The organism is Pseudomonas mendocina (genome assembly GCF_900636545.1).
GTDB classification, from domain to species: Bacteria; Pseudomonadota; Gammaproteobacteria; order Pseudomonadales; family Pseudomonadaceae; genus Aquipseudomonas; species Aquipseudomonas mendocina.
In genome coordinates, this window is record NZ_LR134290.1 from 5097204 (window position 1) to 5116181 (window position 18978).

Sequence of the window (18978 nt, forward strand, 5' to 3'; positions counted from 1 at the left end):
GAAACGCCAAGAGCATCGCGGCTAAAGCCGCTCCCACAGAGCAGGATGGCGCTAACCCAGCACCCTGTCGGCGGTATAAATCGCCTCGTCGAGGAAGACGTTTACCGCCGGATGATCGCGCTCGCCCTTGCGGTAGGCGAGGAACACGCCGCGCTGGATATCCGGCAGCAACGGCACGGAGATAACGCCGGGCAGCGGGCGCACCAGGCGCAGGCCGGAAACGATGGAGATGGAGTTGCCCGAAGCGACCATCGCCGCGACCATTTCGAAACCGGCGCAGTGGGCGTTGATACGCGGTGCATAGCCGGAGCGTCGGCACAGATTGGTGATGAACTCGCCAAACGAGCTGCCGCTGGAATCCAGCGCCCAAGCTTCATCGCGCAAGTCGGCGACGGTCAGGCTGTCGCGCCTGGCGAGGGCATGGTCGATGGGCAGCAGCACGTGCAGCAGGTCCTGGGTCAGAGGAATCAGGGCGTAGTGCTCGCGGTTCTCGTCCGGGGTCACAGCCAGGTCGTCGATAACCGCTACGTCGATCTGCCAGGAACCGAGGGCACTGAGGCTTTCCTGCGGTTCCAGATCCAGCACCACCACGTTCAGCCGCGGATAGGCGCTGCGCAGCGCCCGAACGGTTTCCGCTATCACCGCCACGGCGATCGAGGGGAAGGCCGCCACCCGTAGCTCACCCGCGATTTCGCCACGCAGCAGCGCCAGCTCCGAACGCGCTTCGTCGAGTACCGTGAGGATACGCTCGGCATGCGCCACCAGCCGCTCGCCAGCCGGGGTCAGCACCACGCCGCGCCCACGTCGCTCGATCAACGCCACGTCGACTTCACGTTCGAGCTGGGCGACCTGCTGCGACACGGCCGAGGGCGTCAGGTGCAGCGACTCGGCAGCCGCCGCCATGGTGCGGCAGCGGGCCAGTTCGCGCAGGGTTCGCAGGCGAGTGATGTCCATGGCGCGATCTCAATAGTTAAGTGACGCTAACGAATACGTTAAAAATAAATCAGTATACATAATGATATGGCCGTTCTTAGATAGGGGCATCCACACGCGCGTAACCGGGCGCGTGTCCATTCAATCGACAAGAAGAACCTCGCCATGGCTATCAGCGTTTTCGACCTGTTCAAAGTTGGTATCGGCCCGTCCAGCTCCCACACCGTCGGCCCGATGCGCGCCGCCGCGCTGTTCACCCACGCCCTGGAAAACCACGACCATATGCCCAAGGTGGCCCGCGTGGTCGCCGAGCTGTACGGCTCGCTGGGCGCCACCGGCAAGGGTCATGGCAGTGACAAGGCGGTGCTGCTCGGTCTAAGCGGCCATGAGCCGGATACCGTCAACGTCGATCAGGTTCCCGAGTACATCGAAACCATCCGTCGCGACAAGCGCATCGTCCTGGCCGGCAAACATGCCGTTCCCTTCGACGAGAAAGCCGACCTGAAGATGTTCCGCAAGGCGCTGCCGCTGCACGCCAACGGCCTGCGCTTCGCCGCCTTCGATGCCGCCGGCATCCAGTTGCACGAGGCCACCTACTACTCGGTCGGCGGCGGCTTCGTGGTCAGCGAGGCGGTGCTGGCCGATGGCAGCAAGCAGAAAATCATCGCCCCGGACGCCACCTCGCTGCCGCTGCCCTTTCGCAGCGGTGCCGACCTGCTCAAGCTGACCCGCGAGCACGGTATCGGCATCGCCGAGGTGATGCGCCGCAACGAGCGCCACTGGCGCACTGACGAAGAAACCGACGCCGGTCTGCTGAACATCTGGAAGGTGATGCAGGCCTGCGTGGATCGCGGCTGCCGTACCGAGGGCATCCTCGCCGGTGGCTTCAAGGTGCGCCGCCGCGCCGCGATCCTGGCGCGCAAGCTGGGCGGCTTCCAGCGCAGCTACATCGAAGACCCGCTGCGCATGCTCGACTGGGTCAACCTCTGGGCCCTGGCAGTGAACGAGGAGAACGCTGCAGGCGGCCGCGTGGTCACCGCACCGACCAACGGCGCTGCCGGCATCGTCCCGGCGGTGCTGCACTACTACGCCAATGCCATCTCCGGCGCCAACGAGCGCGGCATCATCGACTTCCTGCTCACCGCCGGTGCCATCGGCATCCTGTACAAGGAAAACGCCTCGATCAGTGGCGCCGAGGTGGGTTGCCAGGGTGAAGTGGGCGTGGCCTGTTCGATGGCTGCCGGCGCGCTGTGCGCGGTACTGGGCGGCACCCCGGAGCAGGTCGAGAACGCCGCCGAGATCGGCATGGAACACCACCTGGGCCTGACCTGCGACCCGGTCGGCGGCCTGGTGCAGATTCCCTGCATCGAGCGCAACGCCATCGCCTCGGTGAAGGCCATCAACGCCGCACGCATGGCGCTGTACGGCGACGGCGCGCACTACGTGAGCCTGGACAAGGTGATCAAGACCATGCGCGAGACCGGTGCCGACATGCTGACCAAGTACAAGGAAACCGCACGCGGTGGCCTGGCGGTCAATATCATCGAGTGTTGATCCCCGCGTAGTGACGCAAACGCCCCGGTTTATCCGGGGCTTTTTTGTTTCCAGCGAAGGTTGATATCGCCCTCTGGCGTTGACGCATACTTCAAATCGCTCAGCTTGAGCACACCCCAGGGGCGAACGCCCGAGCGCGAGCCAAGCCGGTGCGCAGCACCCTGACGCAGCAAGGCATGGCTATGACTTGTGTTACATGCGCTGGGTATTGATGGTTCGCTACGGGTCACGCATCGTCCGGCTGCAAGCCTACCCCTCGATCAGCGCTCCTGACGGCTGATCGCCCACCGCCATGATCAACAGGCTGCACTGACCATGGCCTCGTACAGACGCGTTTCAAGGCTCACAAACGACGACGCCCCTATCGTGCGATAGGGGCGTCGTTGTCGTTCCAAGGCCGCCTATGGCGGCGCGCTTAACGCGGTTCGCTGCGCAGACCCTTGATCACCGCAACGCAGGCAAACAGCAGCACCACGGTGAATGGCAGGCCCGTGGAGACCGCCATGGCTTGCAGGGCAACCAGGCCGCCACCGAGCAACAGAGCGACTGCCAGGGCACCTTCAAGCAGAGCCCAGAATACCCGTTGCGAAACCGGCGAGTTGATCTTGCCACCTGCAGTGATGGTATCGATCACCAGCGAACCGGAGTCAGAGGAGGTTACGAAAAACAGCACGACCAAAACGATACCCGCGAAGGAACTGATGGCGCTGATCGGCAGCTGATCGAGCATGACGAACATCTTCAGCTCCAGCGCAGCCTGGCTCAGCTCGGTCAGGCCACCCAGGGCCTGATGCAACGCAGTACCGCCGAAGGTGCTCATCCAGATCACCGAGACCAGCGACGGAACCAGCAGCACAGCAGTGAGGAATTCACGCACGGTACGGCCGCGGCTGACGCGAGCAATGAACATGCCCACGAACGGCGACCAACTGATCCACCAGGCCCAGTAGAACGCGGTCCAGCCCTGGCTGAAGTTGGCGTCTTCACGGCCGACCGGGTTGGACAGGGCCGGCAAGTACTGCAGGTAGGCGCCCAGGTTATCCAGCACACCGCTCAGAAGCAGCCCCGTCGGGCCGACAAGCAGCACGAACACCATCAACAGAAGCGCCAGGCCGATGGTGACTTCGGAAAGAATCTTCACCCCTTTGTCGACACCCGTCACAACTGAGACCAACGCAATCAGCGTGATGATAGTGATCAGCAGGACCTTGGTTGTAGTGTCAGCTGACAAGCCAAACAGTACATGCAGGCCAGCGGTGGCCTGCTCGGCGCCCAGGCCGAGGGAGGTCACCAGACCGAACAGGGTGGCGAATACGGCCAGGATGTCGATGATATGGCCCGGCCAGCCCCATACGCGCTCACCGAGCAGCGGGAAGAAGATCGAGCGGAACGACAGCGGCAGGCCCTTGTTGAAGGCGAACAGGCCCAGCGCCAACGCCACGATGGCATAGATCGCCCAGGGGTGCAGGCCCCAGTGGAAGATAGTTGCAGCCATGCTCAGGCGCGCCGCCTCGGCGGAATTGCCGGCAGCCCCGCCCAACGGAGCCCAGTCGGTACGCACGCCGTTGGCATCCACGGCCGTACCGCCCAGTGCAGTGCTATAGTGCGACATCGGTTCGGCGACGCCGTAGAACATCAGGCCGATGCCCATCCCCGCCGCGAACAGCATGGCGAACCAGGAGAAATAGGAATAGTCGGGGCGAGCCAGGGTACCGCCAAGCCGCACCTTGCCCAACGGCGAGACAATCAGTCCCAGGCACAACAGCACGAAGATGTTGGCCGAGCCGAGGAAGAACCAGGCCAGATTGACCGTCAACCAGTCGCGCACTGCGGTGAACAGCGGCTCCAACTGGTCGTGCATGACCATGGCCAGGGTGACGAAAATCAGTGATGTAATGGCTGATACGAGAAATACCACGCCGTGGATATCGAGATTGACCAGATAACGGCCACGGATGTTGTCCTGGCCAACCACATAGTCGGTGTCGATGAGATTAACTGCGCCGCTGGGGGCGGGAATACCGTCTACAGATGAGTCGTTCTTGCGTGATACGGGGCCTTGGCTCAAGGGGCTGCTCCTTCTTTTTTTATTCGCGAGCAATGCAGCGACCGCCGCTGCTATTACGCGGAGCTGACGCTATCAGAAGGAAAATCTGGCCTGCGCTGCGCAAACGCCGCAGGCTTTCCCATTAACGACCGCGCCCCTGGAATGAAAAAGCGCGCCCATGGGCGCGCTCTTGTCAGCGACGAACGGTGTGCGTCAACGCGGCTCGCTCATCAGCCCCTTGACGATGGAAATGCAGCCGACCAGCAACACGATGGTGAACGGCAGGCCGGTGGATACGGCCATCGCCTGCAACGCAACCAGGCCACCGCCGAGCAACAGGGCAATGGCGATCACGCCTTCGATGCTGGCCCAGAACACACGTTGCGGTACCGGCGCATTGACCTTGCCGCCAGCGGTGATGGTGTCGATCACCAGGGAGCCCGAGTCCGACGAGGTGATGAAGAACACCACCACCAGCACGATGCCGATGAACGAAGTGATGGCGGTCAGTGGCATTTCACCGAGCATGCTGAACAACTTCAGCTCCAGGCCGGCATCCTGCGCACCGGTGAAACCATCGACCAGCAACTGGTTGATGGCGGTGCCGCCGAAAGCGGTCATCCACAGCACCGATACCAGCGACGGCACCAGCAGCACGGCGACGAGAAACTCACGCACGCTGCGGCCACGGCTGACGCGGGCGATGAACATGCCCACGAACGGCGACCAGCTGATCCACCAGGCCCAGTAGAACGCGGTCCAGCCCTGGCTGAAATTGGCATCTTCACGGCCGATCGGGTTGGCCAGTGCCGGCAGATATTGCAGGTAGGCGCCGAGGTTCTTGAAGAAGTCGGTGAAGATCACCAGCGTCGGCCCGGCGATTATGATGAACAACAACAGGATCAGAGCCAGGCCCATGTTGATCTCGGACAGGCGCTTGACCCCCTTGTCGAGGCCGGCGACTACCGAAGCCAGGGCGATCAGGGTGATGGCGACGATCAGCAACACCTTGGTGGTGTCCGAGGCCGGAATGGCGAACAGGTACTCGAGCCCTGCTGCCGCCTGTTCGGCGCCCAGCCCCAGCGAAGTGACCAGGCCGAACAATGTGGCGAACACCGCGAGGATGTCGACCACGTGGCCCGGCCAGCCCCACACGCGCTCACCGAGGATCGGGTAGAAGATCGAGCGGATCGACAGCGGCAGGCCCTTGTTGAAGGAGAACAGCGCCAGCGCCAGCGCGACGATGGCGTAGATCGCCCAGGGGTGCAGGCCCCAGTGGAAAATGGTCGCGGCCATGCCCAGGCGCACGGCCTCTTCGGCATTACCGGCCGCACCGCCGAGCGGCGCCCAGTCGGTACGCACGCCGTCTTCGCCGACCGTGATGCCGCCCATCGCCGCACTGTAGTGCGACATCGGTTCGGACACGCCGTAGAACATCAGGCCGATGCCCATACCGGCAGCGAACAGCATGGAGAACCAGCCCAGATAGGTGTAGTCGGGCGTAGCTTCCTTGCCGCCGATGCGCACCTTGCCCAGCGGCGAGACGATCAGGCCAAGGCAGAGCAGGACGAAAATGTTGGCGGCGCCGATGAAGAACCAGGCCATGTGGTGCGTGAGCCAGTCGCGCAGGCCGCTGAACAGCGGTTCGATCTGGTTCTGCAGAGCCAGGGCGAGGATCACGAAAATCACCGCGACCAGCGCGGAGATGGTGAAGACCTTGCCGTGAATGTCGAGGGCGAAGACGAACTGCCCTTTGATGTTGTCCTGACCGATGACGTAATCGGTGTCGATCAGATTGGCCGCGCCCGTTGGGGCCGGGATGCCTTCGTTGTTTTCCGCTGCGGATGGCGGGGTCGTGTCATGCGAAGGGACGTTTCCCATACTTGGCGTTCTCCTTGATGCGTTTGACTCGCTAACAGGACGTTGAAAACCATCTACGTTGCCATTGCCGCGTTGAACACAGGCTTGGACAGCCCGGTCGAAAGCCGCTTGCGATTGATACGCCTCAGAACAGCTTCAGTACTGCTCATATACAGCCCGCAGACTCCGCGCTCTCGCCTGTGCTTTGCCCAGCGCTGGCGGCCTCGCCTACGTTTTCAGCAACCTGCTAGACGAACGTGAACAGGACGGATGCCCTCCTCCAATTAAAGACGGCCTGCAAATAGGCCGCGTCGGGAGGGTAACACATGAAATCCGCTCACTCAGATTTCAAGACACGTGAAGCGCCCGAATAATTCCCCAGGGGCTGGCAATTTGCCCGGCACTGCCATTCGCCCGTTGGCCGTGGCAGGATGGTGGCGAACGCTGCGCAACCCCCATGGTCAGCTGCACACAGCCCGTGCAAAGGAAGACCCTGCATGCCTGCGGATTTCGGCATCCCCCACCTGTTCGCCTACCTGATCGCCACCATCCACGCCCTCGGCGTTCTGGCCGCGATACACGCCGTGCTCACCGTGCGCACGGCACAAGGCGCGCTGGCCTGGGGCCTGTCGCTGTTCTTCATGCCCTACCTGACGCTGCTGCCGTATCTGGTGTTCGGCCGCAGCCGTTTCGACGCCTATGTCAAGGCACGGCGTCAGGCCGACAAGGAAATGCGCCATGCCATGGCCAAACAGGACTGGCGCCCCTGGGTCGAGGAGGCCAAGGCCGCGCACCTGTCTCCCGCCTATGACCGCCTGCGTGCACTGCCGCGTCTGTCGCACCTGCCCGGCCTGACCGGCAACCGCGTCGAACTGCTGATCGACGGCGAGGCCACTTTCGAAGCGATCTTCAGTGCGCTGGCCAGTGCCCAGCAGACGATCCTGCTGCAATTCTTCATCATCCGTGACGACGCCCTCGGCCAGCGCCTGCGCGACGTGCTGCTGGAGCGCGCTGGCGCTGGCGTGCAGGTCCATGTGCTGTATGACGGTGTCGGCAGCCATGCGTTGCCGCGTTCCTATATCGACAGCCTGCGCCGGGGCGGCGCGCAGGTGCATGCCTTCCCCACCCGCGCCGGGTTGTTCAATCGCTTCCAGCTAAATTTCCGCAATCACCGCAAGATCGTCGTGGTCGATGGCGAGATCGGCTTTCTCGGCGGGCTCAACGTCGGCATCGAATACCTCGGGCAGAAGCCGCCGCTGGCACCGTGGCGCGACACCCATGTCGAAGTGCGCGGGCCGGTGGTGGCAAGCCTGCAGGAAGCCTTCGCCGAGGACTGGTACTGGGCCTGCCAGAAGCTGCCGCCACTGCTGATGCCGAGCAAGCAGGACGAACCCGGGCAACTCTGCCAGGTGATCGCCAGCGGCCCGGCGGACCCGCAGGAAACCTGCTCGCTGCTGTTCGTCGAGGCGATTCACGCGGCGCGCGATCGGGTGTGGCTGAGCAGTCCCTACTTCGTGCCCGACGAAGCGCTGTTCGCCGCCCTGCGCCTGGCGGTGATGCGCGGCGTGGATGTGCGCCTGCTGCTGCCGGCGCGACCAGACCATCACATCGTCTACGCAGCCTCCAGCCTGTATGCATTCGAGGCCTTGCGCGCCGGCGTGCGCATCTTCCGCTACCAACCGGGATTCCTTCACCAGAAGGCCCTGCTGATCGACCATGACGCCTGCGTGCTGGGCAGCGCCAACCTGGACAACCGCTCCTTCCGCCTGAATTTCGAAGCCAGCCTGCTGACCTTCGACGAGACCTTCAACGCCCAGGTGGCGAACATGCTGGAAGAGGATTTCAGCCGCTCACGCGAACTGGTCAATGCCGACCGACGCAACCTGCATCGCCTGCAGCAACTGGGCATGCGCGTCGCGCGACTGATCTCGCCGATTCTCTGATATCGCCCCACGGTGTGGCGCCCGGTTTCGCCTGCACTGGCGCCAGTGCGGGAAACTTTGAACGGGCTTCAAGGCCCGGCTATGGTTACGGGTGTCAGCTGCCGTTAGCTGTCCGCGAGCCCTGCCAGCCATGAATAGACGCTCTACCCTGCTGCTCAGCCTGTGCCTGTTCGTTCTGCCCGCCGTGGCGCAGGAGGAGATTCGCATCGGCGTCGAACTGCAGCCCTATCAGCCTTACTCGGACGTGGAGGACGGCGAATACCGCGGCTATGCACGTGACCTGCTGGACGCCTTCGCCGCCGAGTCCGGCTATCGCTTCGTCTATACGCCGCTGCCGGTCAGGCGCCTGCTCAGTGATTTTCTCTCTGGCCGGGTCGACCTCAAGTTCCCCGATCATCCGCAGTGGAACGCCGATCAAAAAGACGGCCATACCGTCCACTACAGCCATCCGGCGGCACCCTACGTCGACGGTATTCTGGTCAAGCCGCAGCACCTGGGTCAGGGCCTGCAGCGCATCGAGCTGCTCGGCACGCAGAACGGCTTCACGCCCTGGCCTTATCTGCCGGAGATTCGCGCCGGGCGTATCCGCCTGATCCAGGCCAACCAGATCGAATCACTGCTGCGCATGGCCAGCAGCGACCGCGTCGACGCGGTCTACCTCAACCCCAAGGTAGTCGCTTACCAGTTGCGGCAGATGCGCATGACGGCGGACAGCCTGGTGTTCGACCCAGAGCTGCCGCATGTTGAAGATCACTACTACCTGTCCAGCATCCGCCATCCGCAGCTGATCGAGGCGTTCAACCGCTTCCTCGAAGAGCGGGCCGATCAGGTCGCCGCGATACGTTTACGCCACGGCCTGTGAACCGCCGCGCAGGCGCTGTTCGGCGAGCACGCGCGAACGACGTTTCCTCGCCCAGATCACCACGCCGGTCACGGACAGGCCCGCAACGGCCAGCCCCAGCAACGACACCAGAATCCTTCCCGGCAAGCCGATGATGCGCCCGGAGTGCAGCGGGAATTGCGCCTGCAGGAAGATATCCCCGGCGCTACCCGTGCCAGGCACATGCGCACCGGCCAGCTCACCACTGCGGCTGTCGACGTAGATCCAGGGATTGCCCAGCCCAGCATCGCCGTGATCCTCGCCCGGCGCGTAGAAGCCAACGCCATACACGCCGAACTCCGCCGAGTGGAACAGCCCACCGGGGGGCGCGTCCCACCCCAGCCGGCGCGCTTCGGCATCGGCAATGGCGATGGCCTGGCGGCGGTCGATCTGCGGCACGATCTGCTGGTCCAGCGTGACCGGCGTGCGGCTGGCGAAGGGGCTTGGCGTCAACGGCGAGAACAGCTCAACCAGCGGGCGCACCACCTGGCGTTCGAGGTTCATCGATACCGAGGTGACGGCGAGGATCAGCAGCAGCAACCAGATCCATACGCCACCGGAGCGGTGCAGGTCGAAATTGAGCTTGTAGCCGCCCTGGCGCCAGCGAAAGGCGAACGACTTGCGCCAGCTGCGCAGGTTGGGGAACGACAGCCACAGCGCGACCAGGCAATCGAGGCACCAGACGATGGCGACGATGCCGAAGAACAGCACGCCCAGTTCGATGCCGAAGCCATCCGGGATATGCAGGCTGTAGTGCAGTTTGTAGAGGAACGGCAGCAGGTTCTCCCGGCTCAGGGAGATCGCCCCCCACTCACGTTGCCCCTGGATATCGCCGTTCACCGGGTCGATGCCGAGCTGATTGAAGCCCAGATCAAAGGCCTTGCCGGTGGCCGGATCGATACGCGGGTCGACGAAGATCCCCAGCGCATGGCCAGGCTCCAGCGCCAGCGGCATGAAGCTCACCTGCAGACGTGGGTCGCTCGTCTCCAGGGCATCGACCAGCTGCAGCGGGTCCTGCGCCGGCCCTGCGCTTTGCGCATCGAACAGGTGCGGGTTGAGCCATTCGTCCAGTTCGTGATCCCAGGAAATGACAGCGCCGGTCAAGCCGGCGGTGAACAGGAACAGGGCGATGAACAGGCCGCACCAACGGTGCAGCAGTACCAGAATCGGGCGCATCGAATTCTCTCGTCGACCAGCAGGGCCGCCCTTCCGGGCGGCCCGGGCTATCAGTATTTCCAAGTCAGGGTGGCACTGACGTTACGTGGAGCGCCGTAGTAGGCCTGGGACCAGTACAGGCTGTTCAGGTACTTCTCGTCGGTGAGGTTGTTGAGATTGGCCGACACGCTCCAGTTCGGGTCGATGTCGTAGCTGGCCATCAGATCGACCACGGCGTAGGCCTTCTGCTTGGCGTCGGCACTGCCAATCGAAGTGAAACCGTCATCGGCCGTCAGCGGTACGGCGATCTTGATATCGTCCTGCCAACGCACGGCAGCGCCGACCTTGAGCTTTTCCATACCCGGAATGCGGTAGGTAGCAGCGGTCTTGATCATGTGCTTGGGTGAGTAGGTGACGGCATGCGAGCCATCGGCATTGGTGATGTCGACGAAGGTGTACCCAGCGCTAAGCTGTAGACCGTCCACCGGCTCGCCAGAGAACTCCAGTTCATAGCCTTCGCTGGTCAGGCCTTCGATGGCGCGGTAGTAAGCCACCGAACCATTCATGCCCGCCTGCTCGGCGAAGTTGTCCTGTTCGGTACGGAATACCGCCAGGGAAACGTTAACCTTGTCGTCGAACAGCTCACCCTTGATACCGGCTTCATAGTTCACGCCTTCCAGGGGAGCCAGACGCGAGCCACTCACATCGTTCTTGGTCTGTGGCGTGAAAATCTCGGTATAGCTGGCGTAAACCGAATACTGATCGGTGATGTCGTAAACGATGCCCGCGTAAGGCACCACCTTGCCGCTATTCTTCGACGACTTGGCTTGACCGTAGTTGGTGCCGTCGCTCTTCACGTCGACCACGCGAGCGCCGGTGATCAGGCTCAGATCATCGGTCAGGCTCCAACGTGCAGCACCGTAGACGCTCTTCATGCGGTCGGTGAAGTCACTGCCGTTGCTGCCGTTGTCGTTAAGGGGCTTCGGATAGTTGCCGGTCCACTGCTCCAGCGGCGGCAGCATGGTGCCGGTGCTGGAGTCATACCAGGACAGGTCCTCAAGCTCGGAGCGTGACCAGCTGCCGCCCAAGGCCGCTTCGTGCTGACGACCACCCAGATTGAAAGGACCACTGGCCTGGAGATCGACGATCAGCTGTTTGTTCTTTTCGTTGTATTCGGACGGATAGGAATACAGGCCCGCACCCGTCTGGCGGTTCGGCGTGCCGTAGACATAGAACATCGAGCCATCGCTCTTCTTCTCGACCCGGGTGACTACTGTCTTGGCCTGCCAGCCGTTATCGAAGGTGTGCGCCAGCTCGGCAAAGGTGCGGTTTTCCTGGTTGTCCCAATAGGCCCAATCGGTTGCGGTGCTGGTAGAGCGCGAATAATTGGTTTTACCGCCGTCCTGATAGACCAGCGGCAACGCGCCCCACATCGGCGAGTTGGCGTCGCTGGTCTGCAGCGTGTGACCAAGGGTGAAGAGGGTGCGGTCATCCAGATCGAACTCCAGCACACCATGGAATACGTTCTTCTCACGCGAGTAGCGGTCGAGGTAGGAGTTCTTGTTTTCGTTGGCATACACCACGCGGCCGCGGATGTTGCCGGCATCGGTGAGCGCACCTGATACGTCGGTATCGATACGCCGCTTGTCCCAGGAACCGGCCGTCAGGTCGACGCGCGCCTGCGGTGCCAGCGTGGGTCGCTTGCGCACGAAGTTGACCGTCGCCGAGGGATTACCGGTACCGGACATCAGGCCGTTGGCGCCACGAATCACCTCCACACGCTCGTACATGGCGGTGTCCAGATCACCCTCGACGTTGCCGTAGACGAAGGGTACGGCGATGCCGTCGTACTGGAAGTTGGTGATATCGAAGCCGCGAGCGGTGTAGTAGGTACGATCGGTCTCGACTTCCTGCACCTGTACGCCCGGCACGGCCTTGAGCGCATCGTTGACGCTGGTGAGCTTGAAGTCGCGCAGTTGGGCTCCGCTCAGGGTCGAAATCGACTGAGGCGTCTGCCGCGGGGTCAGGTCGAGCTTGGTGGCAGCGCTGCTGGGCGAGGATTTGTAGCTGTCGACCTCGGCCGCCTCACTATCGCCGACCACGGTCTGGGCATCGAGCTCGAGCTGCTCCTGCTCGCTGGCCACGGCATGGTTGAAACTGCAGGCGGCCGCAATCGCCACGGCCAGGTGGGTTCTTCTGCTGAACAAGGGACGTACTCCTGATGCGCTGTCGATAGCCGCTGACAGTCCCTTTGCAGCTGGTTGCCTCACTGGCACGCATCTGCGGAAAGCAAATGCAAATAATTAGCGACAAAATTCTCGCAGCAGAAGAGCGCTCTAGTCAATGCGAATTATTTACATAAACACCTGTTATCCGTTCCTTTTGAGTGCAGCACAATCCGCCCCCACCCACCGGGCTTGGCTCTCCATACTGCTCGGCTGGCCTTTGTATGTGCCTTTGACCTGGGTGGTAAATTCCTTGTCGCTGACGAAGCGGGTCTCCCCTTCGCCCTGCGCATCCGGGCAAGTGAAGCGAAATTTCCACAGGTTGCCGCTGCGCTCGGTGATCTGCTGGTTACAACCAGAGTTGGGATCCTGCAGGGGAATGTCCTGTGATTTGATCTGCTCTTCGGTCAGGCAGATTTGCACCCCTCCAGCACCGAGTTTCACACCGCGCTCGGCCATCATGCCTTCCATCATCTGGCGCTGCTCCGGCGGCAGGTTCTGCAGCTGCGCGAGGATCTGATCCATGCCCGGCATAGCCTGACCGCCGACTTGCATGTTGTGCGCGCTGACCTCCCAGACGCCGGGCTGCAGCTCTACCGCGCTAGCCACCACGGGCGACAGGCAGAGAGCAAGAGGTAGAGCGGTACGATAAAGAATGCGCATGACAGGTCTCCTGAGCGGATAGTAGGCCAAGCCGAGGGCGCCTCGGGGCACCAGGGCATCGGGCCGCCGCTCCTGTAGGAGTCGCGCCCCGCGGCGATTTGGACAGTTGATAAGCGTATAAGATTCGCAGCGCGCATAGCCCCGCTGGCCGCAGATGAACAAAACCCCCACAGGCTTGCGCCGCATGGGGGTTTCCTTCTTTTGACCCGGCACTTGTGGCGCCGGGAGCCTGGGTCCGCTCTGGCGAACCTAGCCCGCGTCAGCCGCGGGGGAGCTCAGCTCACAACTCCAGAGTTCCAACGCCGGCTGGCTCGCTTTTGGCGGGCCGAGCCAGTCGCTCATCGGGCGACAACGCTGGTCGATACACAGTTGGTAATCCCCGGCTTCGGGCGTACGCCCGACTCGCAGGGGTTGCAAAGGCGGTAGCTGACGCTGGTAATGCCAGCTGCCATTGCGCAGTTCGGCACCGTCGGGAATTTCCATGCCGGCGCCGGAACCCTTGACCCGCGCCTCGCCGAGAACCAGGCCCTCGGCGGTGACGCGGTAATCCTCTTCCCAGCGAATCTTCTCGATGGTGTGCGTCCACGCCAGGGTGAAGGACGGCGTGGGCAACTCTGCCCACACCGCACCGGCCAAACCCAGGCACAGGCCGATCACGCCGTCGCCGCCTCGGCACGACGGGCGCGCCAGAAGTGCTGAGCGATGAAGATGGCACTGAGGGCGAAGCCGATTTCGTCACTGATCGGGGTGGCGAGAATCAGGCTGGCACCAGCGGCGAAGCCCAGCAGGCGCTCCCACCAGCTCAGTTTGGCCTGCAGGTAACCGGTGAAGATCGCACCGAGCAGGCCGATCGCCAGCATCGCCTTGAACACGACGTAAAGCGTCGCCAGCAGGCTATCGCCCTGCAGCATCAGCGCTGGCGAGTAGACCGCCATGAACGGCACGACGAAGCCGGCGACAGCGATGCGCACCGCCCAGAAACTGATCTTCAGACCACGCTCCTTGGCGATCGGCGCTGCGGCGAAGCAGGCCAGCGCGACCGGCGGCGTGAGGTCGGCCATGATGCCGAAGTAGAAGACGAACATGTGCGAGACGATCAACGGCACGCCCAGTTCAAGCAGCGCCGGGGCAGCGATCGAGCTGGTGATGATGTAGTTGGGGATGGTCGGAATGCCCATGCCCAGCACCAGGCAGGTGAGCATGGTCAGCACCAGCGACAGGAACAGGTTGTCCTGGCCGATGGCGAGGATGTAGCCGGCGAAAGTGGACGCCACCCCGGTCAGCGACACCACGCCAATGATCACGCCGACCAGGGCGCAGGCGATACCGACCGGTACGGCATGGCGCGCACCTTCGACCAGCGCGTGCAGGCACAGGGTCAGGGTTTCACGACCGCCCTTGACGAACCAGCAGACTGCCACCAGTACGGCGATGACGCCGAACACCACGCCGATGCCCAGCTGGAAGAAGCCGGCGCAGAGCACGCCCAGGGCAATCCAGAAGGCGAAGCGCATGACCTTGGACGATACCTGCAGGATGATCGCCGAGCCGAGGATGACCATGGCGGTCAGCGCCAAGCCGACGGTACCGGAGAACAGTGGGGTACGGCCGGAGAACAGCAGGTAGATGAGGATGAACAGCGGGATCAGCAGGAACCAGCGTTCGCGCACGGCCTTCCACGGGTTCGGGCATTCATCCTTGGGCAGGCCGCTCAGGTTGGCGCGCTTGGCCTCCAGGTGGACCATCCAGAACACCGAGCCGAAGTACAGCAGCGCCGGGATCAACGCGGCCTTGGCCACCTCGAAGAAGGGTACGTTGATGGTCTCGGCCATGATGAAGGCCACGGCGCCCATGATCGGCGGCATGATCTGGCTGCCCATCGACGATGTCGCCTCGACACCACCGGCGAAGGCCGGGCGGTAACCGAAGCGCTTCATCAGCGGGATGGTGAACTGGCCGGTGGTGACCACGTTGGCCACGCCGGAACCGGTGATGGTGCCCATCAGTGCCGAGGACACGACCGATACCTTGGCCGGGCCGCCGACCTTGTGGCCGAACAGGCCCATGGCGAAGTCGGTGAACAGCTTGATCATCCCGGCCTGCTCGAGGAAAGCGCCGAACAGGATGAACAGGAAGATGTAAGTGGCCGACACGTAGGTCGGGGTGCCGTACAGGCCTTCGGTGCCGAACGACAGCTGGTTGACGATCTGGTCGAGGCCATAGCCACGGTGCATCAGGTCACCCGGCAGGTACTGGCCGAGCAAACCATAGGCAAGGAAGCAGGCGCAGATGATCGGCAGGGCGATGCCCATCACCCGGCGCGCGGCCTCGAACACCAGCACGATGAGGGTCAGGCCGACAATCATGTCGCTGGTGGTCATATCACCGGAGCGCTGGATCAGGTCAGCCTCGAAGTACCACTGGTAGATGGCCGTGGCCATGCCGGCCAGGCCCAGCAGCCAAGCCAGCGGCTGCCACGGGCGGCCCTTGCCGAGCCCGGGGAAGCTGATGAACACCAGCAGCAGCAGGAAGCCGACGTGCACTGCACGCAGCACCTGGGTCGACACCGGGTGAAAGGCCGCGGTGACGATCTGGAAAATGGAAAACAGCAGGGCGACGGCAAAAAGCGCCTTCGGCCAGTCGGACGGGCTGGCAGCCAGGCCGTTGTCTTGTTCACTCATGGAGTGCAAACCTCATGACTACTTCGATTGCGGTGACAGAGTCGCCAACAAAACCTACCGCCTACGGGCGCCGGTTTTATTCGCGATTCTGTGAAGACCGGACCGCGGCGGGATCGCCGCAGTCCGAGCCGCCATTACAGCGCGCCGGCTTCCTTGTAGAAGCGCTCGGCACCCGGGTGCAGCGGGATCGGCAGGTTCTTGGCAGCGGTTTCCAGCTTGATGTCCTTGGCCGCGGAGTGGGCGGTGCCCAGACGGCCAAGGTTGTCGAACATCAGCTTGGTCATCTGGTAGGCCACTTCGTCGGAAACGCCTTCGTGGGTGACCAGGATGTTGGTGATGGCGACGGTGGGTACGTCGGCGTCCTGACCGTCGTAGGTGCCGGCCGGGATGGTGGCGGCCTCGTAGGCGGCGTTGTCGATCTTCGCGGTCACGTCGGCGGGGATGGCGACGAAGCTGATCTTCATGGTCGAAGCCAGGTCACGAATGGCTGCCATGCCCAGGCCCGAGGACTGCAGAGTGGCGTCCAGCTGACGGTTCTTGATCAGCTCGACCGACTCGGCGTACGGCAGGAACTCGACCTTGCCCATGTCCTTGTAGGTCAGGCCAGCGGCTTCGAAGATGGCGCGGGCGTTGAGCTCGGTGCCGGACTTCGGTGCGCCGACGGAGATGCGCTTGCCCTTGAGGTCTTCCAGGGTCTTGATGCCAGATTCAGCGTTGGCAACGATCTGGATGTAGTTCGGGTAGGTACCGGCGATGGCGCGGATTTTCTTCAGCGGCGCCTTGAAGCCGGCGTCTTCGACGCCATTCCAGGCATCGGCGACCGAGTCACCCAGGGCGAAAGCCAGCTCACCGCGACCGGCCTGCAGCAGGTTGAGGTTTTCCACCGACGCCTTGGTCGCCTGGACCGAGGTCTTGGAGCCTTCGATGCCGTTGCTGTACAGCTGCGAAAGGGCCACGCCGATCGGGTAGTACACACCGCTGGTGCCACCGGTGAGCACGTTGATGAAGGTCGGGGCAGCGAGCACTGCGGTGCTGGCAGTGATGGCCGCGGCAGCGGCGAACAGGCTGATTTTCTTGGTCAGTCGCATGGAAGTATCTCCGTCGTTGTTATGGCTTTATGCAGAGTTTCACTCTAGACGACGCCACCGAGGCGGCATCGACGGTGCGCGATCAGCAGCGCAGGGTGCAACGTTGGACAAGAGCCGCGGCAGGCGCGGTGGGGAGGCGGCCCATGCAAAGCAGCGAGTGCGGCATGGCGCGAGGGGCATGACAGTTCATGGGGCTGACCTCTTGTCGTTGTTATGGTCGCCGCGTCGGCAAGAAGCTGCGCGGCTACAACGGACATAGCAGATGCCGTGCCAGAGGCTGAAAAGCCCGATTTAGAGAGGTTGAATCTAAAGACCGATGGGTCACTGAGCGGGAAACCGCTTACACCCGAACAGCCATAAGCAAAAATCCGCCTATCGAATAACCCGGACGCAATCCGGGAAATAGTTGTGCAACCTGCTCCCGGATTCATCCGGCTGATCGCCGCCCCTAGGGCGCACTGGCGGGCTCATGGTCGGGCATTCTACATACGCTGCGCCGACTACTCCTCGCCACCCGGCAGGTAATCGCCGCGCGCCAGGCCGTGACGCTGCATTTTCTCGTTGAGCGTACGGCGCGGCAGCTGCAGCATTTCCATCACCGCAGCGATATTGCCCTGGCATTGCAGCAGGGCGTTGTGCAGGCATTGCGCCTCGAAAGCCTCCATCTGCTGCGCCAGTGCCTGGCCGGCAAAGCGCTCGGCCGGCGGCGGGCTGGAAAGCCCCAGCGCGTGACGCTCGGCGGCGTTGATCAGCTCGCGGACGTTGCCCGGCCAGTCATGGCCGAGCAGGCGCGCCAGCTCGCTCGGTGCCAGCGGCGGCGCTTCGCGGCCATGACGTTGCGCGGCCTCGTGGGCGAAATGCTCGAACAGCAGCGGAATGTCCTCACGCCGCTCGCGCAGCGGCGGAATGTGCAGGGTGGCGACGTTCAGGCGGTACACCAAGTCCTCGCGGAAACGCCCGGCCTTGACCTCGTCGAGCAGGTCCGGCTTGGCCGCGCTGATCACCCGCAGATCGACCTGAATGCTCTTGTTCGAACCCAGGCGCTCGAGGGTCTTTTCCTGCAGTACACGCAGCAGCTTGACCTGTTGCGCCAGCGGCAGGCTCTCCACCTCGTCGAGAAACAGGGTGCCACCGTCGGCATGCTCGATACGGCCGATGCGCTTGGCCTGGGCCCCGGTGAAGGCACCGCTCTCGTGGCCGAACAGCTCGCTTTCGAAGATGGTCTCGGGGATCGCCGCACAGTTGAGCGCGGCGAAAGCCTTGCTCGCGCGCGGGCTGAAGTCGTGCAGGCTGCGCGCCACGCGCTCCTTGCCGCTACCGGTCTCGCCGCGGATCAACACGTTGACCGAGGTGCCGGCGAGTTCGAGGATCTGCCGGCGCAGGTTTTCCATGGGCCGCGAAATGCCGATCAACTGGCTTTCGATGCGGCCCTTGTCGGCCACCTGCTGGCGCAACTGGCGGTTCTCGCAGACCAGGCGGCGCTTGTCCAAGGCACGGCGCACGCTGTCGAGCAGGCGCTCGGGGGTGAAGGGTTTCTCGATGAAGTCATAGGCGCCCTGACGCAGTGCCTGCACCGCCATGGGCACGTCGCCGTGGCCGGTCACCAGGATCACCGGCAGATCGCTGTCGATCTGCAGCAGCTTGTCGAGCAGTTGCAGGCCATCGCTGCCCGGCATGCGCACATCGCTGACGACAATGCCAGGGAAGTCGCGGTCCACCACCGCCAGGGCTTCGGCCGCACTGGCGCAGGTTCGCACCTCGAACCCGGACAGCTCCAGCCACTGCTGCACCGCTTCGCGAATCGCCGCTTCGTCGTCGACCACTATGACCTGAGCGCTCATGGCACCTCCTCTTGAGAACGGCCGCAGTGTAGGGTGGGTTAGCGCCGCGAACCAACTATCTTCAACACACCCCCTCCAGTGCTGCGGCGCGTAACCCACCGGGCGATC

Annotated in this window: 13 protein-coding genes; 3 read left to right on the forward strand and 10 right to left on the reverse strand. The window is 63.3% G+C overall.

Annotated features, from left to right (window positions below; all coding sequences use genetic code 11):
- Positions 1 to 51: 51 nt before the first annotated feature.
- Positions 52 to 954, reverse strand: a complete 903-nt coding sequence (locus EL191_RS23940; RefSeq protein ID WP_041975474.1) for a LysR family transcriptional regulator — start codon at positions 952 to 954, stop codon at positions 52 to 54.
- 144 nt (positions 955 to 1098) lie between these two features.
- On the opposite strand from EL191_RS23940, the gene EL191_RS23945 reads away from it, so the two are divergent.
- Entirely contained in the window at positions 1099 to 2487 is a 1389-nt protein-coding gene (locus EL191_RS23945; RefSeq protein WP_013717914.1) for an L-serine ammonia-lyase, read from the forward strand.
- 415 nt (positions 2488 to 2902) lie between these two features.
- On the opposite strand, the gene EL191_RS23950 is transcribed toward EL191_RS23945, so the two are convergent.
- On the reverse strand, positions 2903 to 4555 hold the full coding sequence (locus tag EL191_RS23950; protein ID WP_017363483.1) for a BCCT family transporter: 1653 nt from the start codon (positions 4553 to 4555) through the stop codon (positions 2903 to 2905).
- Positions 4556 to 4747: 192 nt separating this feature from the next.
- Positions 4748 to 6415 (reverse strand): BCCT family transporter, encoded by a 1668-nt coding sequence (locus EL191_RS23955; protein ID WP_013717916.1) that lies wholly within the window; start codon positions 6413 to 6415, stop codon positions 4748 to 4750.
- 476 nt (positions 6416 to 6891) lie between these two features.
- On the opposite strand from EL191_RS23955, the gene cls reads away from it, so the two are divergent.
- Positions 6892 to 8337, forward strand: a complete 1446-nt coding sequence (cls, locus tag EL191_RS23960; protein ID WP_041975477.1) for a cardiolipin synthase — start codon at positions 6892 to 6894, stop codon at positions 8335 to 8337.
- Positions 8338 to 8467: 130 nt separating this feature from the next.
- Positions 8468 to 9199, forward strand: a complete 732-nt coding sequence (locus EL191_RS23965) for a substrate-binding periplasmic protein (RefSeq protein ID WP_041975479.1) — start codon at positions 8468 to 8470, stop codon at positions 9197 to 9199.
- On the opposite strand, the gene EL191_RS23970 is transcribed toward EL191_RS23965, so the two are convergent.
- From EL191_RS23970 to EL191_RS24000, 7 genes are all read right to left on the reverse strand, one after another.
- The gene (locus tag EL191_RS23970; protein WP_041975482.1) at positions 9182 to 10393 is read right to left on the reverse strand and encodes a PepSY-associated TM helix domain-containing protein; all 1212 of its coding nucleotides are present in this window, start codon (positions 10391 to 10393) and stop codon (positions 9182 to 9184) included. The two genes, EL191_RS23965 and EL191_RS23970, sit on opposite strands and share 18 nt — an antisense overlap.
- A gap of 50 nt (positions 10394 to 10443) precedes the next feature.
- Entirely contained in the window at positions 10444 to 12579 is a 2136-nt protein-coding gene (locus EL191_RS23975; RefSeq protein ID WP_041975484.1) for a TonB-dependent siderophore receptor, read from the reverse strand.
- A 162-nt stretch (positions 12580 to 12741) separates the two neighbouring features.
- Positions 12742 to 13260, reverse strand: coding sequence for a DUF3617 domain-containing protein (locus tag EL191_RS23980; RefSeq protein WP_013717921.1), 519 nt, complete (start codon positions 13258 to 13260; stop codon positions 12742 to 12744).
- 249 nt (positions 13261 to 13509) lie between these two features.
- On the reverse strand, positions 13510 to 13917 hold the full coding sequence (locus EL191_RS23985) for a DUF1850 domain-containing protein (protein ID WP_041975486.1): 408 nt from the start codon (positions 13915 to 13917) through the stop codon (positions 13510 to 13512).
- Positions 13914 to 15941: a TRAP transporter permease gene (locus tag EL191_RS23990; protein WP_041975489.1), complete on the reverse strand. Its 2028-nt coding sequence runs from the start codon at positions 15939 to 15941 to the stop codon at positions 13914 to 13916. The genes EL191_RS23985 and EL191_RS23990 overlap by 4 nt, the downstream gene beginning before the upstream one ends.
- Positions 15942 to 16075: 134 nt before the next feature.
- Positions 16076 to 17029 (reverse strand): TAXI family TRAP transporter solute-binding subunit, encoded by a 954-nt coding sequence (locus tag EL191_RS23995; protein WP_017363490.1) that lies wholly within the window; start codon positions 17027 to 17029, stop codon positions 16076 to 16078.
- A 500-nt stretch (positions 17030 to 17529) separates the two neighbouring features.
- On the reverse strand, positions 17530 to 18870 hold the full coding sequence (locus tag EL191_RS24000) for a sigma-54-dependent transcriptional regulator (protein WP_017363491.1): 1341 nt from the start codon (positions 18868 to 18870) through the stop codon (positions 17530 to 17532).
- Between the last annotated feature and the right edge of the window lie 108 nt (positions 18871 to 18978).